This is a genomic window from Micromonospora qiuiae (assembly GCF_016863555.1).
In the GTDB taxonomy this organism is placed as follows: domain Bacteria; phylum Actinomycetota; class Actinomycetes; order Mycobacteriales; family Micromonosporaceae; genus Micromonospora; species Micromonospora qiuiae.
Genome location: NZ_BOPC01000066.1, coordinates 1 through 24,605, shown reverse-complemented (window position 1 = coordinate 24,605; position 24,605 = coordinate 1). Strand labels below are relative to the sequence as shown.

Genomic DNA, 24,605 nt, shown 5'->3' with positions numbered 1-24,605 from the left:
GAGCAACGACACGGCGCCTCACCATACGGCCACCTCGTACGCCGGTGGGGACCGGTCGGTCGTGCGTGATTGGATGGGCAGGTGACTGGAAGCCTGATCCCCGGCGCCGCCGGCGCCGCAGCCGCCCCCTCGCCCGTGGACGCGGATCTGGTGGTCAGCCTCGACGGCGTCGACGTACGCCGGTCCGGCACCGCCCTGCTGCACGACGTGGACTGGCGGGTGGAACTGGACGAACGCTGGGTGGTGCTGGGGCCCAACGGCGCCGGCAAGACCACCCTGCTCAACCTCGCCGCCGGTCGACTGCACCCCACCACCGGCACCGCGCACGTGCTGGGGGAGCGGATCGGCCGCACCGACCTCACCGAACTGCGTACCCGCATCGGCCTGACCACCGCCGCGCTCGCCGAGCGTCTGCCCACCGACGAGCGGGTCCGCGACGTGGTGATGACCGCCGCCTGGTCGGTTGTCGGCCGTTGGCGGGAGAACTACGACCCGGCCGACGAGGCCCGCGCCCGCGCACTGCTCGACCAACTCGGCGTCGGCGCGCTGGCCGACCGGACGTACGGCACCCTGTCGGAGGGTGAGCGCAAGCGGGTGCAGATCGCCCGCGCGCTGATGACCGACCCGGAGCTGCTGCTGCTCGACGAACCGGCGGCCGGGCTGGACCTGGGCGGCCGGGAGGAGCTGGTGGCCCGCCTCGCCGAACTGGCGCAGGACCCCGACGCCCCGGCGCTGGTGCTGGTCACCCACCACGTGGAGGAGATCCCGCCCGGCTTCACCCACGCGCTGCTGCTGCGCGAGGGCGCCGTGATGGCCCAGGGCCTGCTGGAGGACACCCTCACCCCCGACAACCTCACCAAGACCTTCGGCCTGCCGCTGCTCGTCGAGCGCACCCGGCGGCGCTACACCGCCCGCGCCGCCTGAGGTGTAAGGAAGGGCCCCCTATTAACGCCTGCGGTAGAGGAAGGGCCCCCTATTAACAGCCACAACCGCCAGGAGGTCGCCGTGCGACAGCCCCGCGTCGTCGTGGTGGGCAGCGCGAACATGGACCTGGTCGCCACCGCCCCGGCCCTGCCCCGGCCAGGCGAGACGATGCTCGGCACCGACTTCGTCATGGTGCCCGGCGGCAAAGGCGCCAACCAGGCCATCGCCGCCACCCGGGCGGGCGCCGACTGCTCCTTCCTCGGTGCGATCGGCTCGGACTCCTTCGGCGTGACCCTGCGGGCCCGGATCACCGCCGCCGGCGTCGACACCAGCCAACTGCGCGTCACATACGGTACCTCCGGGGTGGCCCTGGTCATGGTCAACGCCGAGGGGGAGAACGCGATCCTGGTGACGCCGGGCGCGAACGCCTCGCTGACCGCGCTCACCGAGCCCGAACTCGCCGTCGTACGCGACGCCGACGTGCTGGTCGCGCAGTTGGAGATCCCGGTCGAGACGGTGGCCGAGGCCGCCGTGGCCGCCCGCGCCGCCGGGACCCGGGTGGTGCTCAACGCGGCGCCCGCCGTCCCGCTCCCGCCGGAGCTGCTCGCCGCCGTGGACCTGCTGGTGGTCAACGAGAACGAGGCACAGGCGTACACCGGCCGTGGCCGGGAGGAGCCGTACGCCCTGCTCGACCTGGTGCCCCGAGCGGTGCTCACCCTCGGCGCGCAGGGCGCCTGGTACGGCGACCGGGACGGCACCGCCGTGCACGTTTCCGCCGTGTCGGTGGAGACGGTCGACTCGACCGCCGCCGGGGACGCGTTCACCGGCGCGCTCGCCGTGGCCTGGGGCGAGGGCCGTCACCTGGTCGACGCGGTGCGTTGGGCCGCGGCGGCCGGCGCCGCCTGCGTCCGCCGGCTCGGCGCGAGCGTGTCACTGCCCCGCCGCGCCGAGATCGACGAACTGTACTCACCCGCGCCCTGAGCGGCTCAGCCGCCGCGCGGCGGTGCTGGCTGGTTTGGCGTACGTCAGCGGAAGCTCACCCGCCGCGCGCCGGTGCTGTCATTCGGCGCTGTCGCTGAGCTTCTCGCCCCGGCGGCGCAGCATCGCCAGGCCGGGAATGCCGGCCACGGCGAGCTTGAGATCCCGGGTCACGTCGAGCAGGTCGTGCAGGTCCGGGCCGACTCGGTCCAGGGTGGCCAGGATGGGCAGGATGTCCGAGGTGAGGTGCTGCCGGAGCTTCGGCAACTCGTCGACCAGTCGGATCGCCGCGGCCACCTCCTCGTGACTGAGCTGCTCGACGAAGTGGTCGGCCATCGGGGCGGCCCGCCGCAGCGCCGGCTCGTACGCCTCCAGCAGTTCGGCGGCGGTGGCCGCTGCCTCGGCCGCCACCCCCACCGTGGTGGCCGCCCGGCCGGAAACCCCCTCCGCGGTGTCGATCACGCCCGCTGCCGCCTGGGCCACGCGGTCGGCCTGCGCGACCGCCGCCCCGGCGGCGGCCGACACCTGTTCGACCTCGCCGATCACCACAGCCGCCGCCGCGGCGATCTCGGTGGCGTTGTCCACGGCGGCGGTGGCGGCGGCACTGATCACCGCCACCTCGCGGACCGCGTGCTCGGCGTCGGTGAGCATCTGCTCGGTGCGGTCGAGGGTCTGCTCGACCCGGTCCACCACCCCGTTGATCCGGGCCAGCAGCGCCTCCACCCCGTCCAGCACGGCGAACGCCCGGGCCGGGAGCGCGGCGAAGGCGGTGGCCTGGTCGAGGGCGGAACGGGTGAGACCGACGACCGCGGCCGGCCGGGGAAAGGGGATCGGCATGGAGTCAAGTGTGCGCCAGGCCGGCGCGTGACGCCGACGGCCGGTGCAGAGCCAGGTCAAATGTTGCTCAATTCCATGATCGGCATCGACCTGGGCGACGGCGAGCCGCCTAGTTTCGGGTCACTGTGGATCACCGCCATCGCCGATCAGCACCTGGAGGAGCACCATGGCGCCTACTCCGCCGACCGATGCTGAGCTGAACATCCTGATCCGGGCCCGGCTCGCCGCCCTCGGCATCGACCTCGATCAACTTCCGCCCGGCACCACCGCCGACCCGGAAACCGGCTCGCCGGGCCGGGACTCGGTGCTCGCCTCGCTGCGCTCGTTCCTGCGCGGCACCGTGGCGACGCTGGCCGCGTACCAGTTGCCGACGCCCGGGGCGGACGACCCGGACACCGCGAAGGCGCTGTCACAGCAGCGCGCCCCGATCCTGTACCCCTCGAACAGCACCGAATGGTGGAAGGCATGACCGCTCAACCACTCGACCGTTCGATCGATCGTCGGGCCTTCCTGGCCCGCGCCGCCGCGCTGGCCACGGCCTCTGCCGTGGGGACCACTGTCGCGCTTCCCTCGATGGCCGGGGCGAGCAGCCCGTTGTCGGCGAACCGTACGGGCATGAAGGCGCTGGACCACCCCGACGCCTACGTCAAGCCGCGGCCGGAGGCGATCGCCGACCCGAGCGAACTCACCATCGCCGAGGCCGCCTGGCTCATCCGGGCCGACAAGCTCACCCCCGAACAACTGGTCGAGGCGTACCTGGCGCGTATCACCGCGTACGACGACCGCTACCAGGCCTTCAACCTGGTGCTCGCCGATGCGGCGATCGCGGCGGCGCGAGATGCCCGCCGTCGGCCGCGACACGGCGCGCTGCACGGCATCCCGCTGGCCATCAAGGACAACTTCTACACCGAAGGGGTGCTGACCACCGCCAACTCCTTCCTGTTCAAGGACTTCCGGCCGCCCTACGACGCGACCGCCGTGGCGCGGCTGAGGGCAGGCGGCGCGATTGTGCTCGGCAAGACGCAGATGGGCCCGCTGGCGACCACCCGTGCCACCACGCCGGCAGGTGTGATCACCACGGTGAACGCCTGGGCGCCGACCAACCGCAACACCGACCCGGGCGGATCGTCCACCGGTACCGCGACGGCGGTGGCCGGCCGGATGGCCACCTCGGGCATCGGAACCCAGACCGGCGGCTCGATCACCAGCCCGTCGAACGCGCAGAACCTGACCGGACTCAAGCCGACCATGGGTCGGATCTCGGCGGCCGGCATCATCCCGCTCAGCTACACCCGCGACCATCCGGGCCCGTTGGCCCGCGATGCCAAGGACGCCGCCATCATGCTGACCGCGATGGCCGGCGAGGACCCCGCCGACCCGCGCAGCCAGGGGCTGCCCGACGTACCCGACCTGATCGCCGCGGCCACCCCGGTGCGCCGGGGACGGCGGGTCAGGCTGCGCTGGGACACCCGGATCGGGGTGCTGCCCGGCTTCGCCAACGGCACCTCGGCCACCGCGCTGGCCCGGCAGGCGTACCTGGCCCAACTCGCTGCGATCCCCGGCGTCACGCTGGTGGACGTGTCCCTCCCGGAGGGATGGAACGAGCTGACCGGGACCACCTTCAACAACATCCGGCTGCCGGAGCGCAGCGAGCCGTTCATGCCGTACCTGCGTACGGACCTGCGCGGCTTCGGGGTGGCCGTGACCAGTTGGCTACAGGGGGCGCTGCTGGGCGGCAACGAGTTCATCACCGGCCAGCGGGCCAAGCTGCTGCTGATGGAGCGGGTGCTCGACGGCCTCTTCGAGCACTGCGACGTGGTGGTGCAGACCGGCCCGCTGCCCTTCGACATCCTGGGCCTGCCGGAGATCGCGTTCCCGATCGGGGCAACCGCTGCCGGGATGCCCATCGGCACCATCCTCGGTGGCCTGCCGTACGCCGAGGACCGGCTTCTGTCGGTGGTCGCGGCGTACCAGGCGGTGACGGACTGGCACCTTCGTCGACCGGCCGATCCGCCGGCCGTCGCCGGGACGCATCGGGCCGCCATCGCGGACGCGCCTCGGTTGACCGCTGAGCAGGTCGCCGAACTCACCCAGTGAGGTGGTGGTGGCCGGGTGCAATCGCGCTCGGCCACCACTGCTGTCGGTCACCGGCCCGGGGTGTCGTGCTCCACGGCCCGCTGCACCGCCCGGTAGATCTGCCCGAAGCGCAGGGCGTCCGGTGTGCGCAGCACCAGCACCTCCTGTCCTCGGTACTGCATCCAGAGCTCGTGCACCCGGTTGCCGCGCTCGTACGAGCGGTCCAGCCAACCGAGCGGGATCTCCAGGAACGGCGTCAACGCCAACGCGATGACCACGCAGGCCACCAGCACGACCAGCGCCGGCAGCCACTCGCCCCGGTCCTGCGCAGACCAGGCCAGCGAGAGTACGCAGACCAGCCCGACCAGCGGCGGCAGGGACAGCAGCAGCACCAGTACGCCCCGACCGAGCACCCGACCTCGTACGGCCAGCGTGGTGCGCCCTTTCTGGTGCCAGACGTAGGTGACTTCGTTGATCGGGATGACCTGTCCGCCCGCCTGGATCGAGTCCGAGGTGACCTGCACCGCGTCGTCTCGGTAATAGAGCACCATCACTAAGCCTAAGCATCCCTGGGCAACCCGTGTAGCTGAGGCTGTTAAAAAGGGGCCCTTCCTATACACGAGGCGTTAATAGGGTGCCCTTCCTTTCATCTCGGCTTCGAGGGCGCGTTGCAGGGCGCGGTAGATCTGGCCGAAGCGTAGGGCGTCGGGGGTGCGCAGCAGCCGGACCGGGTGGCCGCGCCAGCGGATCCAGACCTCCCGGGGGCGGCTGCCCCGGGCGTACGAGCGGTCGAAGTGCTCGAAGAGCTGGTCGGCGAGCGGCCCGGCGGCCAGCCCGGTGAGGATGGAGACACCGATGATGGCGACGGTGAGGGTCGCCGATCCGTCGAGCCAGACGGCGAGCGCGATGCCGGCGACTGCGGCCACCACGGGGCCGATCATCGCCGCGCCGAGTGCGCCCCGACCGGCCAGCACCCGCCACGACCGGCTGCCCCGGTGATGCCAGACCTCGGTGATCTCGGTCAGCGGGTAGGCGTCGCCGTCGACGGTGACCGCGACGGAGGTGATCCGCACGGACCTGTCGTCGTAGTACGTGACCATCACGGGAACTCCGGGTCGTGGGATTGGCACCAGGGTACGTGCCGACAAGGCCAGGTCGTAAGGTTGGCACGCGACTTCGACGAGGAAGGCAGGGGCAGCGTGGGCGAGTTCGTGCGGCTGGAGACCAGGGACGGCATCGGCACCATTCGGCTGGAGAGGCCACCGATGAACGCCCTCAACACCCAGGTGCAGGAGGAGTTGCGCGCCGCCGCGACGGCGGCCACCGCCGACCCGCAGGTCCGCGCGGTCATCGTGTACGGCGGGGAGAAGGTCTTCGCAGCCGGCGCGGACATCAAGGAGATGGCCGACATGTCCTATGTGGACATGGCGGAGCGGGCCAACGACCTGTCCAGCGCGCTCGGCGCGATCGCCCGGATCCCCAAGCCGGTGGTCGCCGCGATCACCGGCTACGCCCTCGGCGGCGGCTGCGAGTTGGCGCTGGCCTGTGACTGGCGGGTGGTGGCCGAGGACGCCAAGCTCGGCCAGCCCGAAATCAAGCTCGGCATCATCCCCGGCGCCGGGGGCACCCAGCGGCTGGCCCGGCTGGTCGGCCCGGCCCGTGCCAAGGATCTGATCATGTCCGGGCGGATGGTGGACGCGCATGAGGCGCTGCGGATCGGCCTGGCCGACCGGGTCGCCCCGGCCGCCGAGGTCTACGACACCGCGGTGGCGCTGGTGCGGCCGTACCTCAACGGCCCGGTGCAGGCGCTGCGCGCGGCGAAGCTCGCCGTCGACGGCGGCCTGGACATGGACCTGAACTCTGGCCTGGCCTGGGAGAGCCAGCTCTTCGCCGCGCTGTTCGCCACCGAGGACCGGCGCGAGGGGATGACGGCCTTCGTCGAGAAGCGCAAGCCGGACTTCACCGGCCGGTGAGGATGGTTCACATTCCCCTTACCGGCCAGTAGCGTGTGACTTCGGTCAGGCGACGAGGGCGACGAGGTAGGAGCGGGCATGACGGAGCGGATCGACGGCCACGGCGGAGAACTCGCCCTCGCGGCGCTGCGCGCGTACGGGGTGCGGGAGATGTTCACCCTCTCCGGCGGGCACGTGTTCCCGCTCTACGACGCCGCGCACCGGACCGGTTTTCCGATCTACGACGTACGGCACGAGCAGTCCGCGGTCTTCGCCGCCGAGGCGGTGGCCAAGCTCCAGCGCCGCCCCGGTCTCGCCGTGCTCACCGCCGGCCCCGGCGTCACCAACGGCATCTCCGGCCTGACCAGCGCGTACTTCAACGCCTCGCCGGTGCTGGTGCTGGGCGGGCGGGCACCGCAGTTCCGCTGGGGCTCGGGCAGCCTCCAGGAGCTGGACCATCTGCCACTGGTCGCCCCGGTCACCAAGCACGCCGAGACGGTGTTCGGCGCCGACGACATCCCCCGGGCCGTCGCCGCCGCGCTGGACGCCGCGCTCACCCCGCACCGCGGCCCGGTCTTCCTCGACTTCCCCCTCGAAGCGATCTTCTCCACCGGTGACGTCGAGGTGCCGGCCGGCCCGACCATCGCCCCGATCGAGGCCGACCCCGACGAGGTGGCCACCGCAGCCGCCCTGATCGCCGGCGCGGCGCGCCCGGTCATCGTCGCCGGCTCCGACGTCTGGGCCGGTGACGCCGTGGACGCCCTGCGCGCCGCCGCCGAGGCGCTCGGAGTGCCGGTCTTCACCAACGGCATGGGGCGCGGCGCGCTGCCGCCGGAGCATCCGCTGGCCTTCGCCAAGGCCCGCCGGGTGGCCCTGAAGGGGGCCGACGTGGTCGTGGTCATCGGCACGCCGCTGGACTTCCGGCTCTCCTTCGGAGACTTCGGCGACGCCAAGGTGGTGCACATCGTCGACGCACCCAGCCAACGCGCCTCGCACGTGCAGCCCGCCGCCGCGCCCGCCGGCGACCTGCGCGCCATCCTCACCGCGCTGGCCGACCACACCGGTGACCGGGCTGACCACGCTGACTGGATCGCGCAGCTGCGTACCGCGGAGGACGCGGCGAAGGCCCGCGACGCGGAGGAAATGGCCGCCGAGACGGACCCGATCCGCCCGGCCCGGATCTACGGCGAGCTGCGCAAGGTGCTCGCCAGCGACGCGGTCACCATCGGCGACGGTGGCGACTTCGTCTCGTACGCCGGGCGTTACCTGGAGCCGGCCCAACCCGGTACCTGGCTCGACCCCGGCCCGTACGGCTGCCTCGGCACCGGCATGGGCTACGCGATGGGCGCCCGGGTCACCCACCCGGACCGGCAGATCTGCGTGCTGATGGGCGACGGCGCGGCCGGGTTCTCGCTGATGGACGTGGAGTCCCTGGCCCGGCAGCAACTGCCGGTGGTCATCGTGGTCGGCAACAACGGCATCTGGGGCCTGGAGAAGCACCCGATGCGGGCCATGTACGGCTACGACGTCGCCGCCGACCTCCAGCCCGAGCTGCGTTACGACCAGGTGGTGAGCGCGCTCGGCGGGGCAGGGGAGACGGTCGCCAAGGCTGCCGACCTGGGTCCGGCGCTGCAACGGGCGTTCGACGCCGGAGTGCCGTACCTGGTCAATGTGATCACCGACCCGGCCGACGCGTACCCCCGCTCCTCGAACCTGGCCTGACCGCGGGCCCCCGCTACACCTCGGGGCGGGGTTCCTCGCGCGGCGGTTCGCCCTCGCGGCGGCGCAGGTCGTCCTCGCGCCGCCGCAGGTCCTCCTCCCAGCGGCGGAAGAGTTCCTGGTCATCCTTACGGGAGCGTTCCTCGATCGAGCGGAGGAACTCCGGATCGTCGTCGGGCGCGAGCGGCCGGGCGGGTTGGTGCTGGGCAGGGCGGCTGCCCGGCCACGGAGTGCCGGTCCCGATCCTGCGCTCGCGTCCGGCGACGAACCAGGCGATCGAGCCGACCAGCGGGAAGAACAGGATGATCAGCACCCAGACGATCCGGGGCAGGTGACGGACGTCGTCCTCCTCGGCCGAGAGGCAGCTGATCAGAGCGCAGACGCCGAGGACGACCTGCACCACGAAGAGGAGGATGTACAGCCGGGCCATGTACCCATCATGGCCTACCCGGCATCGTGGTTACAGCCCGCACACCACCAGCAGGGCGCCGATTACGGCGAATCCGGCGGTGGCCAGCGCCACTCCGGCGAGGGTGGGACCGCCCGTGCGGGGTGGGCCGGTGCCGGTGGCCGGCCGCCAGCAGAGCGCGATGACGGCGCCCCAGTCGAGGATGGTCAGCGCCGCCAGTCCCGCACTGGCCCGGCCACCGGTGAGGGCGAGCCGGACGGTCAGCAGCGCCACCACCGTCATCACCAGTGCGGTGCGTCGCCAGGACAGCCGGGTCCGTTCGGGCTGCAACCCGGGATCGCGGGGGCCGGTCATCAGTTGACCGCGCCGAGCACCACCGCCGCCACCAGCAGCAGCGCGCCGAGGCCGACGATGAGGGCGAGCACGGCCGGGAAGCGGGACGCGGGCAGCTCACGGCCGAGCCGGATGGCCCGTTCGGTACGCGCCCAGTGGTCGACGGCCCGGATCGCGACCGCGCCGCCGAGCAGCAGCAACGCCACGGCGATCGCCTCGCGCAGGTGAGGCAGTGGCAGCTTCGGCAGGAACTGCGCGGCGGCCAGCCCGCCGGCGACCAGCGCCAGCCCGGTGCGCAGCCAGGCCAGGAAGGTCCGCTCGTTGGCCAGCGAGAAGCGGTAGTCGGGGGTCTCGCCCACCGACCGCAGTTCCCTGGGGTCGAACCAGTTCTTGATGCCTTGCCACACGCTGGTGATTATCCGGTGTGAAGCGGGAATAGCCTGGAGACATGACGGATCTTGACGCGAGCACGCCTGGGCAGCGGTTGACGGACGAGGAGAAACTGACCCTCAAGACCGGCGCCTTCGGCGCGGTGTTCCTGGTCGCGAACGCCGACCCGGGGATGCTCGCCCTGTTCCGGGAGAGCTTCGCCGCCGCCGGGGCGATGGCCGACGCCAGCGGCCTGGTGCAGGAGGCGTTGACCAGGGGGCCGTTGCCGGAGCTGCGGCGGGAGTCGGCGGTCGAAATCGAGTCGGTGACGCTGCCGGCGCTGCGCCGGGCGGTTGAGATCCTGACCGAGAAGGCCCCACGGGAGGTGTCGGTCTACCGTGCGGTGGTGCTGGCCGCCGCCGATCGCGCGGCGCGGGCCCACAACGGCGTCAGCTCCGCCGAAGCCGAGGTCATCGCGCGGGTCAGGGGCGTGCTGGGCGTCGATGCTACTGGCAGGTAACCTTGTGCCGTGGGCAACCGCACAGCGGTTCATGGTTGACCTAACGGTGACTAAGGAGCGAGGCTGCGGCCCACAGGCCGGGTGAATGATCACACCACCACAGCAGGAGGGTCGTCGAAGCGCGATGAACATCGTCGTACTCGTCAAGCAGGTGCCCGATTCGGGCGCGGACCGCAACCTGCGTTCTGACGACAACACCGTCGACCGCGGTTCGGCGAACAACGTCATCAACGAGATGGATGAGTACGCCATCGAGGAGGCCTTGAAGATCAAGGAGGCGCACGGCGGCGAGGTGACGATCCTGACCATGGGTCCGGAGCGGGCGACCGAGTCGATCCGTAAGGCGCTGTCGATGGGCCCGGACAGGGCGGTGCACGTGCTGGACGACGCGCTGCACGGCTCGTGCGCGGTGGCCACCTCGAAGGTGCTCGCCGCAGCGCTGGGTCAGCTCAACGCGGATCTGGTGCTCTGCGGATCGGAGTCGACCGACGGCCGGGTGCAGGTGATGCCGCACATGTTGGCCGAGCGGCTGGGAATCGCGGCGCTGACCGGCGCCCGCAAGCTGACCGTCGACGGGTCCGCGCTGACCGTGGAACGGCAGACCGAGGAGGGCTACGAGGTGGTCACCGCCTCGACGCCGGCGGTGGTCTCCGTGTGGGACACCATCAACGAGCCGCGGTACCCGTCCTTCAAGGGCATCATGGCGGCGAAGAAGAAGCCGGTGCAGACCCTGGCCCTGGCCGACCTGGGCGTGGCCGCCGATGAGGTGGGCTTCGCCGGGGCGACCAGTGTCGTGGTGGAGCACAGCAAGCGCCCGCCGCGTTCGGCCGGGGTGAAGATCACCGACGAGGGTTCCGGCGGCGTGCAGCTGGTCGAGTTCCTCGCCACCGAGAAGTTCGTGTGAGAGGTGGGGGATATGTCTGAGGTTCTCGTCGTCGTCGAAGCCACCGGTGAGTTCGGCGTCAAGAAGGTCACGCTGGAGATGCTGACCCTGGCCCGGGAGCTGGGCACCCCGTCGGCGGTGGTGCTCGGCGGTGCCGGCGCGGCCGACGCGCTCGCTGGCAAACTCGGTGAGTACGGCGCGCAGAAGGTGTACGCGGCCGAGGGTGACCAGATCGACGGCTACCTGGTGGCGCCGAAGGCCACCGTCGTGGCCGACCTGGTCAAGCGGGTGCAGCCGGCCGCGGTGCTGCTCGCCTCGTCGCAGGAGGGCAAGGAGATCGCCGGCCGGCTGGCCGTCAAGCTGGACAACGGCATCCTGACCGACGTGGTGGCGCTCGAGGCCGACGGCACCGCCACCCAGGTGGTCTTCGCCGGCTCGGCCATCGTCAAGTCCAAGGTCACCCGGGGTCTGCCGCTGGTCACCGTCCGGCCGAACTCGGTCACCCCGACACCGGCCGCGGCGACCCCCGCGGTGGAGCAGCTCACCGTCACCATCGGCGACACCGACAAGCTGGCCCGGGTGGTCGAGCGGGTGGCCGAGCAGAAGGGCTCCCGCCCGGAGTTGACCGAGGCCGGCGTGGTCGTGGCCGGCGGCCGGGGCGTCGGCAACGCGGACAACTTCGCGTTGGTCGAGGAGTTGGCCGACCTGCTCGGCGGGGCGGTCGGCGCGTCCCGGGCCGCGGTCGACTCCGGTTACTACCCGCACCAGTTCCAGATCGGGCAGACCGGTAAGACGGTTTCCCCGCAGTTGTACATCGCGTTGGGCATCTCCGGCGCGATCCAGCACCGGGCCGGCATGCAGACCTCGAAGACGATCGTCGCGGTCAACAAGGACGGCGAAGCGCCCATCTTCGAACTCGCCGACTACGGCGTGGTCGGCGACCTGTTCAAGGTCGTACCGCAGGCCGCCGAGGAGATCCGCAAGCGCAAGTGACGCGTACGCGAGAAGCCGCCGTCCGGTCTCCGGGCGGCGGCTTCGTCATTGCCGTCGGCCGCCTGGTGCTCTGCGGAGGAGGCATGGTGCTCTGCGGAGGAGGCATGGTGCTCGGCGGAGGAGGCATCCGGGCGAGGAAGCTGATCGGCGGGCCGGGGAGCTGATCCGGCCCGCCGATCAGCAGTCAGTGCGCCCTCGACAATCGGTAACGGGCGTGAGTGCTGTCATCGTGGCACGTCCGACGAAACGTCGACGACCAGGGGTACTGCGACCGATCGGCCAGCGGTGACGGCGGCAGCGCCCACCGGGGCATACCCGGCTGCGGTCGCAAGATTCGCCACCGGCGGGAAGGTTTCGCCACCGACGGCGACGACGAGGGTGGCCGGACGGATGGGACCTGGCAATCCGGCCTGCGGTCGCGGCGCGGACGGTCGTTAGGCTGAACCGTGATGGCTTACCTGGATCATGCCGCGACCACGCCGATGCTCGACGAGGTACTCGAGGCGTACGTCGCGACCGCCCGCGAGGTCGGCAACGCGTCGTCCCTGCACGCGTCCGGCCGGCGTGCCCGCCGCCGGGTGGAGGAGTCGCGGGAGCGGGTGGCCGCCGCGCTGGGCGCCCGACCCTCCGAGGTGATCTTCACCGGTGGCGGTACGGAAAGCGACAACCTCGCGGTCAAGGGCATCTTCTGGGCCCGCCGGGACGCCGACGCGCGCCGGGACCAGGTGGTTTCCAGCGCGGTCGAGCATCACGCCGTGCTCGACGCGGTGGAGTGGCTGGGCCGGCGCGAGGACGCCGAAGTGGGCTGGTTGCCGGTCGACGGCACCGGACGACTGCACCCCGACGCGCTCCGCGCCGAGCTGGCCGAGCACGGCGACCGGATCGCCCTGATCACCGCCATGTGGGCCAACAACGAGGTCGGCACCGTCCAGCCCATCGGCGAGCTGGCCGCCGTCGCCGCCGAGTACGGCGTGCCGTTCCACACCGACGCCATCCAGGCGGTCGGCCAGGTGCCGGTCGACTTCGCCGCCAGTGGGGTCGCCGCGCTCACCGTGACCGGCCACAAGCTCGGCGGCCCGGTGGGGGTCGGCGCGCTGGTGCTGGCCCGTGACGTCGCCGCCGTGCCGCTGCTGCACGGTGGCGGGCAGGAACGCGACGTGCGCTCCGGCACCCTGGACGCCGCCGGCATCGTCGCGTTCGCGGTCGCCGTCGAGGCCGCGGTCAAGGGCCAGCAGGAGTACGCCACCCGGGTGGCCGCGCTCCGCGACGACCTGGTCCGGCGGGTCCGGCAGGCGGTGCCCGAGGTCGTCTTCAACGGCGACCCGGCCGACCGGCTGCCCGGCAACGCGCACTTCTCCTTTCCCGGCTGCGAGGGGGACGCCCTGCTGCTCCTGCTGGACGCCCAGGGCATCGCCTGCTCGACCGGCTCGGCCTGTTCGGCCGGGGTGGCCCAGCCCTCGCACGTGCTCCTGGCGATGGGTGCGGACGACGACCGGGCCCGCTCCTCGCTGCGCTTCTCCCTCGGGCACACGAGCACCGCCGGGGAGGTCGACGCGCTCATCGCCGCCCTGCCGGCCGCCGTCGACCGCGCCCGGCGGGCCGCTGCCCTGCGTACTCCTCGCTGATCCCGGCAACCGGTGCGGAGATAGGCTCGACCGAGGAAGGGAGCGTGGTCCGGGTGAGGGTGTTGGCGGCGATGTCCGGCGGGGTCGATTCCGCCGTGGCGGCGGCGCGGGCGGTGGACGCCGGCCACGACGTCACCGGCGTGCACCTGGCGCTGGCCCGGAACCCGCAGACCTACCGCACCGGGGCGCGCGGCTGTTGCACGCTGGAGGATTCCCGGGACGCCCGGCGCGCGGCCGACGTGCTCGGCATCCCGTTCTACGTCTGGGACATGGCCGACCGGTTCCACGCCGACGTGGTCGACGACTTCGTCGCCGAGTACGCGGCCGGGCGTACGCCGAACCCGTGCCTGCGCTGCAACGAGAAGATCAAGTTCGCCGCGGTGCTGGACCGGGCGGTGGCCCTGGGTTTCGACGCCGTGGTCACCGGCCACCACGCCCGGCTCGGCCCCGACGGTCTGCTGCGGCGCAGCGTCGACGAGGCCAAGGACCAGTCGTATGTGCTGGCCGTGCTGACCCGACAGCAGCTGGACCGCGCGATCTTCCCGCTCGGCGACTCGACCAAGGCGCAGGTCCGGCAGGAGGCGGCGAGCCGGGGCCTGGCGGTCGCCGACAAGCCGGACTCGCACGACATCTGCTTCATCGCCGACGGCGACACCCGCGGCTTCCTGGCCCAGCGGCTCGGCGAGACCCCCGGCGACGTGGTCGACGCGACCACCGGCGCCGTCGTGGGTCAGCACGCCGGTGCGTACGCCTACACGGTCGGCCAGCGGCGCGGGCTGCACCTGGACCGGCCGGCCCCGGACGGCCGACCCCGCTACGTGCTCTCCATCACGCCGAAGACCAACACGGTGACCGTCGGCCCGGCCGAGGCGTTGGAGGTCTCCGAGGTCACCGCCACCCGCCCGGTCTGGAGCGGCGGCCCGCGTCCCGACGGCCCGATCGAGTGCGAGGTCCAGCTGCGCGCGCACGGCGTCGTGGTCCCCGCCACCGTGACCGTCGACGGCGACAGCCTCCACGCCGATCTGCGCCGCCCGGTCCGGGGCGTCGCCGCCGGCCAGGCGATCGTGGCCTACCGCCCCGACTCCGCCGGCGACATCGTCCTGGCCTCCGCCACCATCACCACCTGACCCACCCCCGCGGCCCGGAGTTGATCAAGGAAGTTTGGTGAGTCCGGCAATAGGGAGGGGCGACGAGGCGGGTCCTGGCCCGTGCGGCGACCGGCCGACCAGCCTGAGGCACTCTCATCCGACAGCATCGCGCGCAGGATGCCGCATCTCGCGGTCCGTGCCGCGAGATGCCGCATCTCGCGGTCTGGGCCGCGAGATGCCGCAATTCGGGGTCTGCGCCGCGAGATGCCGCAATTCGGGGTCTGCGCCGCGAGATGCCGCAACTCGCGGCCTTAGCGGGCCCGGATGCCCCGACATGCCGCAACTCGTGCCGCTTGCCGGACGGGATAGCCCGGCATGCCGCAACTCGTGCCCGTCCGATCGGCCCGAGCACTCCGACATGCCGCATCCCGCGCCGCCCACCACCCCAGGCGCAGCATCACCGGGCCTTGGCCCCCACCTTGCCTATCGCCGGCCGCACTTACGTTTGCGGACGGCGGGATCGAGACGAAAACTTCTTGATCAACAGTCGGTGAGGTCGGCGGCGGTACGCTTCGGCCGTGAACAATCAGGCTTGGCCGTGGCCGGCGGGGGCGGCGACGGGAATCGGGTCGTTGCCGGGCAGCGACATCGCCGAGGCGCAGCGGGTGGTGCTCGGGGAACTGCCGGCGCTGCCGCATCTGCCGGAGCTGCCCGCGCGCGGGCCAGGGGCCGACATGATCGGCCGCACCGGCGGCCTGCTGGTCGAGCTGCCGGTGGAGCTGTACGCCGCCCGCTGGCGAGTGGCCCCGCGCCCCGGCAAGGACCTGCGCCGGGCGCGTGACCTGATGGAGCGCGACCTCGACCAGCTCGCCGAGCAGGCCGAGGAGTACGCCGGCCCGCTGAAGATCCAGGCGGTCGGCCCGTTCACCCTCGCCGCCTCGGTGGAGCTGCCGATCGGCGGCCGGATGCTGCGTGATCCCGGTGCCGTCCGCGACCTGGCCGGCTCGCTCGCCGAGGGGCTGCGTGGCCACGTCGAGGCGGTGGCCCGGCGGGTGCCCCGCGCGTCGGTGCTGCTCCAACTGGACGAGCCGAGCCTGCCGGCGGTGCTCGGCGGCCGGGTGCCCACCGAGAGCGGCCTCGGCACCTACCGGCCGGTGGAGCAGGCGGACGTCCGCGCGCTGCTGGGCGCGGTCATCGAGACGGCCGGGGTGCCGACCGTGGTGCACTGCTGCGCGCCGGACGTGCCGCTGGAGCTGATCCGTACCGCCGGCGCGGTCGGCGTCGCGCTCGACCTGAGCCTGGTCACCGACCTGGACCCGCTGGGTGAGGCGCTCGACGCCGGGCTCGGGCTGCTGGCCGGCGCCGCGCCGACCACGGCCGCCACCGGGCCGGCGACCACCGCGCCGACCAGCTCGTCGGCCGGCGCCGCGCCGACCAGCCCGGCCAACGGTCGCGCGCCGACGTCGGCCCAGGTCGCCGATCGGGTACGCACCCTCTGGGACCGCCTCGGCTTTCCGCGCCGCCGCCTCGCCGAGCAGGTGGTGGTCACCCCCGCCTGCGGTCTGGCCGGGGCCACCCCGGCGTACGCCCGGGCGGTCCTCACCGCCTGCCGCGACGCCGGCCGCCGGCTGTACGAGGAGTGAGGTTCCCGTTCTGCCTCTGCTGGGACTGACCGTGCGCCGGGCGGGCGCGGGTTGCGGGCGGTGGGCATCATCGCCTGCATGATCAGCCCAGCATCACGGCGAGCCGCGGGCTCGCTCTTCGGTCTGGCCTACGGTGACGCCCTGGGCAAGCCCACCGAGTTCCTCAGCGTCGCCGAGATCGACCGACGGTACGGTCCGGCCGGCCCCCGGGAGCTGGTCGGCGACCCGGCACCGGTCACCGACGACACCCAGATGGCGCTCGCGGTGGCCTGGGCGCTGCACGACGCGCCCGGGTACACCGCCGAGGCGGTCGAGCCGCTGCTGCGGCGGCGCTTCCTCGACTGGGCGGCCAGCCCGGACAACAACCGCGCGCCGGGGATGACCTGCCTGCGTGCCTGCGCCGAGCTGTCCCGTGGTCTGCCGTGGCAGCAGGCCACCGTGGTCGCCTCGAAGGGCTGCGGCGCGAACATGCGGGTCACCCCGGTCGGGCTGCTCGATGTCGACCTCGACACCCTCGCCGGGCTGGCCCAGCTCCAGGCCGGCCTGACCCACGGTCACCCCACCGGGCTGGCCGCCAGCGAGCTGACCGCGTACGCCGTACGGCTGCTGATGGACGGCGTCGCTCTGGCGGAGCTGCCCGACCTGCTCGCCGCGCGCACCCGCGACCAGCGCACCGTCTACCGGGCCGACTGGCTCGGCGACCTGTGGCGGCGGGCGGGGGCCGCGACACCGGAGGAGTTCATCGCCACCGGTTGGGACGAGTGTCGGGCCGCGTTGCGCCGGCTGGCCGTGGCGCTGGCCGCGCCCGACGACGGCGGCGACCCGGGCCGGCGCACCGGGGAGGGCTGGATCGCCGAGGAGGCCCTCGCCACCGCGCTCTACTGCGCCCTGCGCCACGCCGACGACCCGGTCGGTGCGCTCGCCCGGGGCGCCCGCACCGCCGGCGACTCCGATTCCATCGCCGCCCTCGCCGGCGCCTTCGTCGGCGCCGCCGCCGGCATGGCTGCCTGGCCCGCCGGGTGGGCCGATCGCATCGAGTACGCCGACCAGCTCACCGCCCTCGCCGCATTTTGGGAACGGAAACCCGGCTGAACCGCGCTCGCCGCCTTCTGGGAACGGAAACCCGGCTGACCGGTCGGCGAAGTGTCCCACCGGCCGGATACCGTGCCCGGTAGGCAGTCACAGGAGGTAGCGGGGTGTCCGAGGAAGCCATCGACCAGCAGGTCAGCGCGGCGCAGGAGGCGGCGGCCGGCGCCGAGCCCACCCCGCAGGCGCGGGAGCGGCACGCCACGCTGAGCCAGGAGCTGACCGAGCACCAGTACCGCTACTACGTGCTTGACGCGCCGACCATCTCCGACGCCGAGTTCGACCGGCAGTTGCGCGAGCTGGAGGCGCTGGAGGAGGAGTTCCCGGCCCTGCGCACCCCCGACTCGCCGACCCAGCGCGTCGGCGGCACCTTCTCCACCGACTTCACCCCGGTCGCCCACGCCGAACGGATGATGTCGCTGGACAATTCCTTCGCCGACGAGGAGCTCGCGGCCTGGGTGGAGCGGGTCGAGCGGGAAGCCGGCGGGCCGGTGCCCTACCTGTGCGAGCTGAAGGTCGACGGGCTGGCGATCAACCTCACCTACGAGGGGGGCCGGCTGGTCCGGGCGGCGACCCGGGGCGACGGCCGCACCGGCGAGGACGTCACGGCCAACGTCCGCAGCATCCGGGACGTGCCGAGCCGGCTCACCGACTCGGCGGAGTTCGGTCCGGCGCCGGAGTTCATCGAGGTGCGCGGGGAGATCTACTTTCCGGTCGCCGCCTTCGCCGACCTCAACGCCGGCCTGGTGGAGCAGGGCAAGGAGCCCTTCGCCAACCCGCGCAACGCCGCCGCCGGCAGCCTGCGGCAGAAGGATCCGCGGATCACCGCCTCCCGGCCGCTGCGCCTGGTGGTGCACGGCACGGGCGCCCGCCGCGGCTACCAACCGGCTGCCCAGTCCGAGTCGTACGCCGCCTTGCGGGCCTGGGGCCTGCCGGTGAGCGACCGTTGGCGGGTGGTGCCCGACCTGACCGGCGTCCGGGACTACATCGCGCACTACGCCGAGCACCGGCACGACGTCGAGCACGAGATCGACGGGGTGGTGGTGAAGGTCGACCCGGTGCCGATCCAGGGCCGGCTCGGCTCCACCAGCCGGGCACCGCGCTGGGCGATCGCGTTCAAGTACCCCCCGGAGGAGGTCAACACCCGGCTGCTCGACATCGACGTCAACGTCGGGCGGACCGGCCGGGTCACCCCGTTCGCCGTGCTGGAACCGGTCAGGGTGGCCGGGTCCACCGTCGCCCTGGCCACCCTGCACAACGCGCGTGAGGTCGAGCGCAAGGGGGTGCTGATCGGCGACACGGTGGTGATCCGCAAGGCCGGCGACGTGATCCCCGAGGTGCTGGGCCCGGTGGTGGACCTGCGTCCGGCCGACGCCCGACCGTTCGTCATGCCCACCAGCTGTCCGGCCTGCGGGACGCCGCTGGCCCCGGCCAAGGAGGGCGACGTCGACATCCGTTGCCCCAACTCCCGCAGTTGCCCGGCTCAGCTGCGCGAGCGGGTCTTCCACCTGGCCGGCCGCAAGGTGTTCGACATCGAGGCGCTCGGCTACAAGAGTTCGGCCGCGTTGCTCGACGCGCAGATCATCACCGACGAGGGCGACCTCTTCTCGCTCGACGCGGAGCAGTTGGCCCGGTCGCCGTTCTTCGTCAACAAGGACGGCAGCCTCGGCAGCAACGCGGTCAAGCTGCTCGACAACCTGGCCGTGGCCAAGGAACGCGACCTGTGGCGGGTGCTGGTGGGGCTCTCCATCCGGCACGTCGGGCCGACCGCCGCGCAGGCCCTGGCCCGGCAGTTCCGTTCGATCGAGGCGATCGACAACGCCACCGAGGAGGAGCTCTCCGCCGTCGACGGGGTCGGGCCGACCATCGCCGCCAGCATCCGCGAGTGGTTCGCCGTCGACTGGCACCGCGAGGTGGTCCGCAAGTGGGCCGAGGCGGGCGTACGGATGACCGAGGCGGCGGTGGCGGAGGGACCGCGCCCGCTGGAGGGGGTCACCGTGGTGGTCACCGGCACCCTGAGCGGGTTCTCCCGGGACCAGGCCACCGAGGCGATCCAGTCCCGGGGCGGCAAGGTGAGCGGCTCGGTGTCGAAGAAGACCGGGTTCGTGGTGGTCGGCGACAACCCGGGGTCCAAGGCGGACAAGGCGGCCGACCTCAAGGTGCCGATCCTCGACGAGGAGGGTTTCCAGGTGCTGCTCGACGCGGGCCCGGAGGCGGCCCGCGCGGTGGCGCGCGTCGAGGAGTGAGTCACCGCCGGCCGGTCCGTGGTCACTCGTCCAGATACCAACTTAATTACGACTAGGGCCGATTGTCTGTCGTGGCGGGAAATCAGCCACCAGGGGCGTTTCATTGGGAACACGGCGCGTGAACCCACGTGCCGCGATGACGCACCGGGGAGGTGTGATGGAGCCGCCCGACCCGCGCAACCTGGTCCCGCCTGGACGGGCGGCACAGTTCGCGGCCTTCGTCGGCGGCGTGCTCACCCTGGCCGTGCTGGTCTCGGCCGACCCGCTGGTGTCGCTGGCCACCAGCCCGCCCGAGTTGCCGGTGGCGTTCTGGACCATGGCGGTGCTCGCGGTGGCCTGCGACGCGCGTCCCTTCGTCCCACCCGGCCGGCGGCAGTCCTCGGCAGTCTTCCCGTCGACCTGTTTCACCTTCGCGATCCTGCTCGGCTGGGGGCTCGGTCCCGCGGTCGCGGTGCAGGCGGTCGCCGTGCTGGTGTCGGGGGTCCGGATGAGGCACGCCCCCTGGCGGACGTCCTTCAACGCCGGCCAGTACGCCTGCTCCCTGGCTGCCGCGTACGCCGTCACCCGTCTCGGGCCCGGTGGTGTCTTCGACGGCGGGCCGCTCGCCTGGACGGACATCGCCGCGATCGGCGGTGCCGGGCTGGCCTGGCTCGTGGTCAACTACAGCCTGGTCACCGCCGCCGTACGGTTGCGGTTCGGCGAGCGGTGGTGGCCCAACGCCTGGCACGGGCTGCCCTTCGAGCTGCTCTCCACCGGCAGCCTGCTGCTGCTCGCGCCGGTGCTCGTCACCGCCGCACGGGCCAGCGCGGCCCTGGTGCCGTTGGTGCTGGTGCCGCTCTTCGCGGTGTACCGGATGGCCCGGCTCACCGTCGAGCAGCACCAACTCGCCTCACTCGACCCGCTCACCGGCCTGGCCAACCGCAAGGCGTTGCTGACCGAGGTCAGCGAACAGATCCACCGGCACGCCGAGCGCCGCGCGCGGGATGAGCCGGACGCCCGCCTCGCCCTGCTGCTGATCGACCTGGACCGGTTCAAGAACGTCAACGACGCGCTCGGGCACGAGGTCGGTGACCGGCTGCTCGTCGAGGTGAGCGCCCGACTGACCGATGTGGTCGAGCCGCCGGACCTGGTCGCCCGCCTCGGCGGTGACGAGTTCGCGATCGTGATGACCCGGCTGACCGACGTCGCGCAGGCCCGGGACCTGGCCGGCCAGGTGGTGCAGGTGCTGGCCGAGCCGGTGCCGCTGGACGGGTTGCCGCTGGACGTCGGCGGCTCCATCGGGATCGCCCTGTACCCGGAACACGGCGAGGACTTCGCCACCCTGATGCGCCACGCCGACGTGGCGATGTACGACGCGAAGCACCGCAACGACACCGTCGCCGTCTACACGGCCGAGTCCGACCACAACTCCGCCGAGCGCCTGAGCCTGCTGGCCGACCTGCGCCGGGCGCTGGAGGCGGGGCCGGCGGGCCCACCGGGCGAGGGGGACGTGTCGGCCGCACCCGCGGTACGCGGCGGAGACGGCGCCATGTTGCCCGCAGTGCCGACGGCGCCCACCGACCCGGCCGGGGTGACGCCGACGGAAGCCGTGACGCATGAGCGCCCCGGCCACCGGTGGTGGAGCCGGCACCGGGGCCGCTCGCCGATCGCGGCGCACGACGACGAGCTGATAAAACGGATCGTCACCGGCGCGGACCCGATCCTGCGCCGCGCCGCCCAGTCCGCCGAGTCGCCGGCCCCCGACGAGGTGTGGGCCCGGCAGGTGCGACCCGACGAGCCACCCGAGCCGGCCGGGGACGCGGGCGGGATCATGATGTATTACCAGCCGCAGATCGCGATCGCCACCGGCGAACTGGTCGGCGTGGAGGCGCTGCTGCGCTGGCGGCACCCGCGACGGGGGATGGTCGACCCGGAGGAGCTGATCCGGGTCGCCGAGCAGAGCGCGGTGATGCGCCTGCTCACCCGCCGGGTGGTCGACGACGTGATGGAGCAGCTCGCCAAGTGGTCGGCGGCGGGTCTCCGGCTACGGGCAGCGGTCAACGTCAGCGTGCGCGACCTGCACACCGGCGAGATCGCCGACCAGATCGCCGACCGGCTCGCCCGCTACGGCCTGGCCCCGGACCGGCTGCAACTGGAGATCACCGAGGGTGCCCTGATGGCCGACCCGCGCCGGGTGCTGACCACCATCACCCGGCTGCACCGGATCGGGGTGGGCATCGCGCTCGACGATTTCGGCACCGGATACTCCTCCCTCCAGCACCTGCGCCGGCTGCCGCTGTCGGAGGTGAAGGTCGACCGGTCCTTCGTCCTCGGCATGGTCGACGACGCCGACGACGCGGCGATCGTACGGTCGACGATCGAGCTGGCCAAGGCGCTGGGGCTGCGGGTGGTGGCCGAGGGCGTGGAGGACGAGCGGAGCTGGCGGATGTTGCACGCCGCTGGCTGTGACGTCGCCCAGGGCTGGTTCTACGCCCGCCCGATGCCGGCCGAGGAACTCGTCGCCTGGCTGGCCCGGTATCGCCCGCTACGCCCGTTCGGCGGCCACGACGACGCGGACCTGCCTCACCGCCGTACGCGGTGACCCGCGCTGTCCGTCCGGCTCGCGGCCCGGCGCGCGCAGCGGGTGGCGTGGTCGATTCGCCGGTGCGGGGGAGCCGGGGGCGGCCGGCCGGGCGCGGAACAATAGACTCGCTGCCGTCACCGCGGGTCGCGCTCAGCCGGACCGAAGGTGGGACAACCCAGACCCAGGACAGCCACGAAGGGGGCACCGATGGTCGCCATCTCCCGCGAGGAGGTCGCGCACCTGGCGCGACTGTCGCGGCTCGCCGTGTCGGAGGAGGAGTTGGACACCTTCGCCGGCCAGCTCGACGTGATCCTTCAGGCGGTCGCCCAGGTGGGCGAGGTCGCCGCCGATGACATCCCGCCGACCTCGCACTCGGTGCCGTTGACCAACGTGCTCCGCGAGGACGTCGTGACGCCGGGCCTGACCCCCGAGGAGGCGCTGTCGGGCGCGCCCGACGCGGAGGAGCAGCGGTTCCGCGTACCGCGGATCCTCGACGAGGATGTGGCATCGTGACCGAACTGACGAAGTTGAGTGCTGTCGAGATCGCGGGGCTGGTCGCCGCCGGCGAGACCTCCGCCGTCGAGGTGACCCAGGCACATCTGGACCGGATCGCCGCCGTCGACGGCCGGGTCAACGCCTTCCTGCACGTCGACGGCGAAGGTGCGCTGGCCGCCGCCCGCGACGTGGACGCCCGGCGTGCCGCTGGCGAGGCGCTGGGCCCGCTGGCCGGCGTGCCGGTCGCGGTCAAGGACGTGCTGACCACCAAGGGTGTGCCGACCACCGCCGGGTCGAAGATCCTGGAGGGCTGGCGTCCGCCGTACGACTCGACGATCGTGCAGCGGCTCCGGGCCGCCGGCACGGTGATGCTCGGCAAGACCAACATGGACGAGTTCGCGATGGGCTCCTCCACGGAATACTCCGCGTACGGGCCGACCCGCAACCCGTGGGACACCGACCGCATTCCGGGCGGCTCGGGCGGGGGCAGCGCCGCGGCGCTCGCCGCGTACGAGGCGCCGCTGGCCATTGGCTCGGACACCGGCGGCTCGATCCGCCAGCCCGGCGCGGTCACCGGCACCGTCGGCGCCAAGCCGACCTACGGCGGCACCTCCCGCTACGGGCTGGTGGCGTTCTCCTCCTCATTGGACACGCCCGGCCCGTGCGCGCGTACGGTGCTCGACGCCGCGTTGCTGCACGAGGCGATCGGCGGGCACGACCCGCGTGACTCCACCTCCATCCCGGCCCCGGTGCCGGACGTGGTGGCCGCGGCGAAGCTCGGCGCGACCGGCGATCTGACCGGTGTACGCCTGGGTGTGGTCACCGAGTTCGCCGGCGAGGGCGCCGAGCCGGGCGTGCTGGCCGCCTTCAACGAGGCCGTCGACGCGCTGACGAAGCTGGGCGCGGAGATCGTCGAGGTGTCCTGCCCGCACTTCAAGTACGCGCTGCCCGCGTACTACCTGATCGGCCCGAGCGAGTGCTCCTCGAACCTGGCCCGCTTCGACGGTGTCCGGTTCGGCCTGCGGGTCGGCGACGACGGCAACCGGTCGCTGGAGGAGGTCATGTCCTTGACCCGGGAGGCCGGCTTCGGCCCCGAGGTCAAGCGGCGCATCATGATCGGCACGTACGCGCTCTCCTCGGGCTACTACGACGCCTACTACGGTCAGGCGCAGAAGGTCCGCACCCTGATCACCCGGGACTTCACCGCCGCGTTCGAGCGGGTCGACGCGCTGATCTCGCCGGCCACCCCGTTCGTGGCCTTCCCGCTGGGCGCGCGTACCTCCGACCCCTACCAGATGTACCTGGCCGACCTGTTCACCGTCCCGGCGAACCTGTACGGCGGGCCGGGCATCTCGGTGCCGTGCGGGCTCTCCGGCGGACTGCCGGTCGGCCTCCAGGTGATGGCCCCGACCATGGCCGACGACCGCATGTACCGGGTCGCCGCCGCCCTGGAAACCGCCGTCGGCACCCTCACCCCACCGGAGCTCTGAACCGGCCTGTCGGGGACGATCCACTCAACTCGGGAAGTTGCCGCCGCACAGTCATGCAACTTCCCGAGGTTGGGTCGACGCGCCGAGGTTTGGCGTTGACGGTGGTCGGATAGAGTGCCAATTCCCTGGTGGAACGCGGGTACGGCCTTCCGATCGATCTCTGGATGTGCGCGATGAAGACGCTGCGACCGATCACGATCGTCTCGCTGCTCATGGTGCTGGTCCTCGGCGGTGCGCCGGCGGCGGTGGCCGCCCCCGAGGGCGTCACCATCACCTCGGGGATGCCCGCGTCGCCGGTGACCGCCCACGAGCCGTACCCGACGCACACCTTCACCGCCTCGGGCGGCATCGCCCCGTACGCTGCGTCGTTGCGTTC

Annotated in this window: 25 protein-coding genes; 19 read left to right on the top strand and 6 right to left on the bottom strand. The window is 72.6% G+C overall.

The features are described 5' to 3' along the window. Positions 1-81: 81 nt before the first annotated feature. Positions 82-924 (top strand): ABC transporter ATP-binding protein, encoded by an 843-nt coding sequence (locus tag Vqi01_RS22270; RefSeq protein ID WP_204036776.1) that lies wholly within the window; start codon positions 82-84, stop codon positions 922-924. Between the two features lie 81 nt (positions 925-1,005). Beyond that, complete coding sequence (locus tag Vqi01_RS22265) at positions 1,006-1,905, top strand: ribokinase (RefSeq protein ID WP_204036775.1); 900 nt, start codon at positions 1,006-1,008, stop codon at positions 1,903-1,905. Positions 1,906-1,983: 78 nt separating this feature from the next. On the opposite strand, the gene Vqi01_RS22260 is transcribed toward Vqi01_RS22265, so the two are convergent. Continuing rightward, on the bottom strand, positions 1,984-2,739 hold the full coding sequence (locus Vqi01_RS22260; protein ID WP_204036774.1) for a hypothetical protein: 756 nt from the start codon (positions 2,737-2,739) through the stop codon (positions 1,984-1,986). A 60-nt stretch (positions 2,740-2,799) separates the two neighbouring features. Here Vqi01_RS22260 and Vqi01_RS31370 point away from each other — a divergent pair, with 60 nt between their 5' ends. The 3 genes from Vqi01_RS31370 to Vqi01_RS22250 are packed head-to-tail and all read left to right on the top strand — an operon-like array spanning position 2,800 to position 4,836. After that, positions 2,800-2,934, top strand: coding sequence for a hypothetical protein (locus Vqi01_RS31370; RefSeq protein ID WP_275408837.1), 135 nt, complete (start codon positions 2,800-2,802; stop codon positions 2,932-2,934). Then, positions 2,906-3,208: a hypothetical protein gene (locus tag Vqi01_RS22255; protein ID WP_204036773.1), complete on the top strand. Its 303-nt coding sequence runs from the start codon at positions 2,906-2,908 to the stop codon at positions 3,206-3,208. Before Vqi01_RS31370 ends, Vqi01_RS22255 begins: the two co-directional genes overlap by 29 nt. Continuing rightward, on the top strand, positions 3,205-4,836 hold the full coding sequence (locus Vqi01_RS22250) for an amidase (protein WP_204036772.1): 1,632 nt from the start codon (positions 3,205-3,207) through the stop codon (positions 4,834-4,836). The genes Vqi01_RS22255 and Vqi01_RS22250 overlap by 4 nt, the downstream gene beginning before the upstream one ends. 47 nt (positions 4,837-4,883) lie before the next feature. Here Vqi01_RS22250 and Vqi01_RS22245 read toward each other — a convergent pair whose 3' ends face one another. Together Vqi01_RS22245 and Vqi01_RS22240 are read right to left on the bottom strand one after the other, a co-directional pair. Further along, positions 4,884-5,366, bottom strand: coding sequence for a DUF6232 family protein (locus Vqi01_RS22245; protein WP_204036798.1), 483 nt, complete (start codon positions 5,364-5,366; stop codon positions 4,884-4,886). Between the two features lie 75 nt (positions 5,367-5,441). Beyond that, positions 5,442-5,915 (bottom strand): DUF6232 family protein, encoded by a 474-nt coding sequence (locus Vqi01_RS22240; protein WP_204036797.1) that lies wholly within the window; start codon positions 5,913-5,915, stop codon positions 5,442-5,444. Between the two features lie 99 nt (positions 5,916-6,014). Between Vqi01_RS22240 and Vqi01_RS22235 the strand changes: the two genes are divergently transcribed. Together Vqi01_RS22235 and Vqi01_RS22230 are read left to right on the top strand one after the other, a co-directional pair. After that, positions 6,015-6,788: an enoyl-CoA hydratase/isomerase family protein gene (locus tag Vqi01_RS22235; RefSeq protein WP_204036796.1), complete on the top strand. Its 774-nt coding sequence runs from the start codon at positions 6,015-6,017 to the stop codon at positions 6,786-6,788. A gap of 78 nt (positions 6,789-6,866) precedes the next feature. Beyond that, positions 6,867-8,489 (top strand): acetolactate synthase, encoded by a 1,623-nt coding sequence (locus Vqi01_RS22230; protein ID WP_204036771.1) that lies wholly within the window; start codon positions 6,867-6,869, stop codon positions 8,487-8,489. 13 nt (positions 8,490-8,502) lie between these two features. On the opposite strand, the gene Vqi01_RS22225 is transcribed toward Vqi01_RS22230, so the two are convergent. The 3 genes from Vqi01_RS22225 to Vqi01_RS22215 are packed head-to-tail and all read right to left on the bottom strand — an operon-like array spanning position 8,503 to position 9,635. Beyond that, positions 8,503-8,916 (bottom strand): PLD nuclease N-terminal domain-containing protein, encoded by a 414-nt coding sequence (locus Vqi01_RS22225; RefSeq protein ID WP_204036770.1) that lies wholly within the window; start codon positions 8,914-8,916, stop codon positions 8,503-8,505. A gap of 30 nt (positions 8,917-8,946) precedes the next feature. Next, positions 8,947-9,249, bottom strand: coding sequence for a DUF202 domain-containing protein (locus Vqi01_RS22220; protein WP_204036769.1), 303 nt, complete (start codon positions 9,247-9,249; stop codon positions 8,947-8,949). After that, complete coding sequence (locus tag Vqi01_RS22215) at positions 9,249-9,635, bottom strand: YidH family protein (RefSeq protein ID WP_204036768.1); 387 nt, start codon at positions 9,633-9,635, stop codon at positions 9,249-9,251. Before Vqi01_RS22215 ends, Vqi01_RS22220 begins: the two co-directional genes overlap by 1 nt. Before the next feature lie 41 nt (positions 9,636-9,676). Between Vqi01_RS22215 and Vqi01_RS22210 the strand changes: the two genes are divergently transcribed. The 12 genes from Vqi01_RS22210 to Vqi01_RS22155 all read left to right on the top strand — a co-directional run. Next, positions 9,677-10,117 carry a hypothetical protein gene (locus Vqi01_RS22210; protein WP_204036767.1) on the top strand — a complete coding sequence of 147 codons (441 nt, stop codon included), beginning with the start codon at positions 9,677-9,679 and terminating at the stop codon, positions 10,115-10,117. A gap of 124 nt (positions 10,118-10,241) precedes the next feature. Continuing rightward, positions 10,242-11,021, top strand: coding sequence for an electron transfer flavoprotein subunit beta/FixA family protein (locus tag Vqi01_RS22205; RefSeq protein WP_204036795.1), 780 nt, complete (start codon positions 10,242-10,244; stop codon positions 11,019-11,021). A 12-nt stretch (positions 11,022-11,033) separates the two neighbouring features. Next, positions 11,034-11,993: an electron transfer flavoprotein subunit alpha/FixB family protein gene (locus tag Vqi01_RS22200; RefSeq protein WP_204036766.1), complete on the top strand. Its 960-nt coding sequence runs from the start codon at positions 11,034-11,036 to the stop codon at positions 11,991-11,993. Between the two features lie 449 nt (positions 11,994-12,442). Beyond that, complete coding sequence (locus tag Vqi01_RS22195; protein ID WP_204036765.1) at positions 12,443-13,618, top strand: cysteine desulfurase family protein; 1,176 nt, start codon at positions 12,443-12,445, stop codon at positions 13,616-13,618. A gap of 53 nt (positions 13,619-13,671) precedes the next feature. Next, the gene (gene mnmA / locus Vqi01_RS22190; protein WP_204036794.1) at positions 13,672-14,745 is read left to right on the top strand and encodes a tRNA 2-thiouridine(34) synthase MnmA; all 1,074 of its coding nucleotides are present in this window, start codon (positions 13,672-13,674) and stop codon (positions 14,743-14,745) included. A 539-nt stretch (positions 14,746-15,284) separates the two neighbouring features. Then, on the top strand, positions 15,285-16,349 hold the full coding sequence (locus Vqi01_RS22185; protein WP_204036764.1) for a methionine synthase: 1,065 nt from the start codon (positions 15,285-15,287) through the stop codon (positions 16,347-16,349). A gap of 78 nt (positions 16,350-16,427) precedes the next feature. Further along, a complete protein-coding gene (locus Vqi01_RS22180) occupies positions 16,428-17,441 on the top strand; it encodes an ADP-ribosylglycohydrolase family protein (protein ID WP_204036763.1) in 1,014 nt (337 codons plus the stop codon). 104 nt (positions 17,442-17,545) lie between these two features. Continuing rightward, positions 17,546-19,681, top strand: a complete 2,136-nt coding sequence (gene ligA / locus Vqi01_RS22175; RefSeq protein ID WP_204036762.1) for an NAD-dependent DNA ligase LigA — start codon at positions 17,546-17,548, stop codon at positions 19,679-19,681. Between the two features lie 157 nt (positions 19,682-19,838). Then, positions 19,839-22,262, top strand: coding sequence for a putative bifunctional diguanylate cyclase/phosphodiesterase (locus Vqi01_RS22170; RefSeq protein ID WP_204036761.1), 2,424 nt, complete (start codon positions 19,839-19,841; stop codon positions 22,260-22,262). Between the two features lie 189 nt (positions 22,263-22,451). Next, positions 22,452-22,757: an Asp-tRNA(Asn)/Glu-tRNA(Gln) amidotransferase subunit GatC gene (gatC, locus tag Vqi01_RS22165; RefSeq protein ID WP_204036760.1), complete on the top strand. Its 306-nt coding sequence runs from the start codon at positions 22,452-22,454 to the stop codon at positions 22,755-22,757. After that, complete coding sequence (gatA, locus tag Vqi01_RS22160; protein WP_204036759.1) at positions 22,754-24,229, top strand: Asp-tRNA(Asn)/Glu-tRNA(Gln) amidotransferase subunit GatA; 1,476 nt, start codon at positions 22,754-22,756, stop codon at positions 24,227-24,229. Before gatC ends, gatA begins: the two co-directional genes overlap by 4 nt. A 173-nt stretch (positions 24,230-24,402) precedes the next feature. Further along, the coding region (locus tag Vqi01_RS22155) for a hypothetical protein (protein ID WP_372444401.1) at positions 24,403-24,605 on the top strand (203 nt) is incomplete at its 3' end.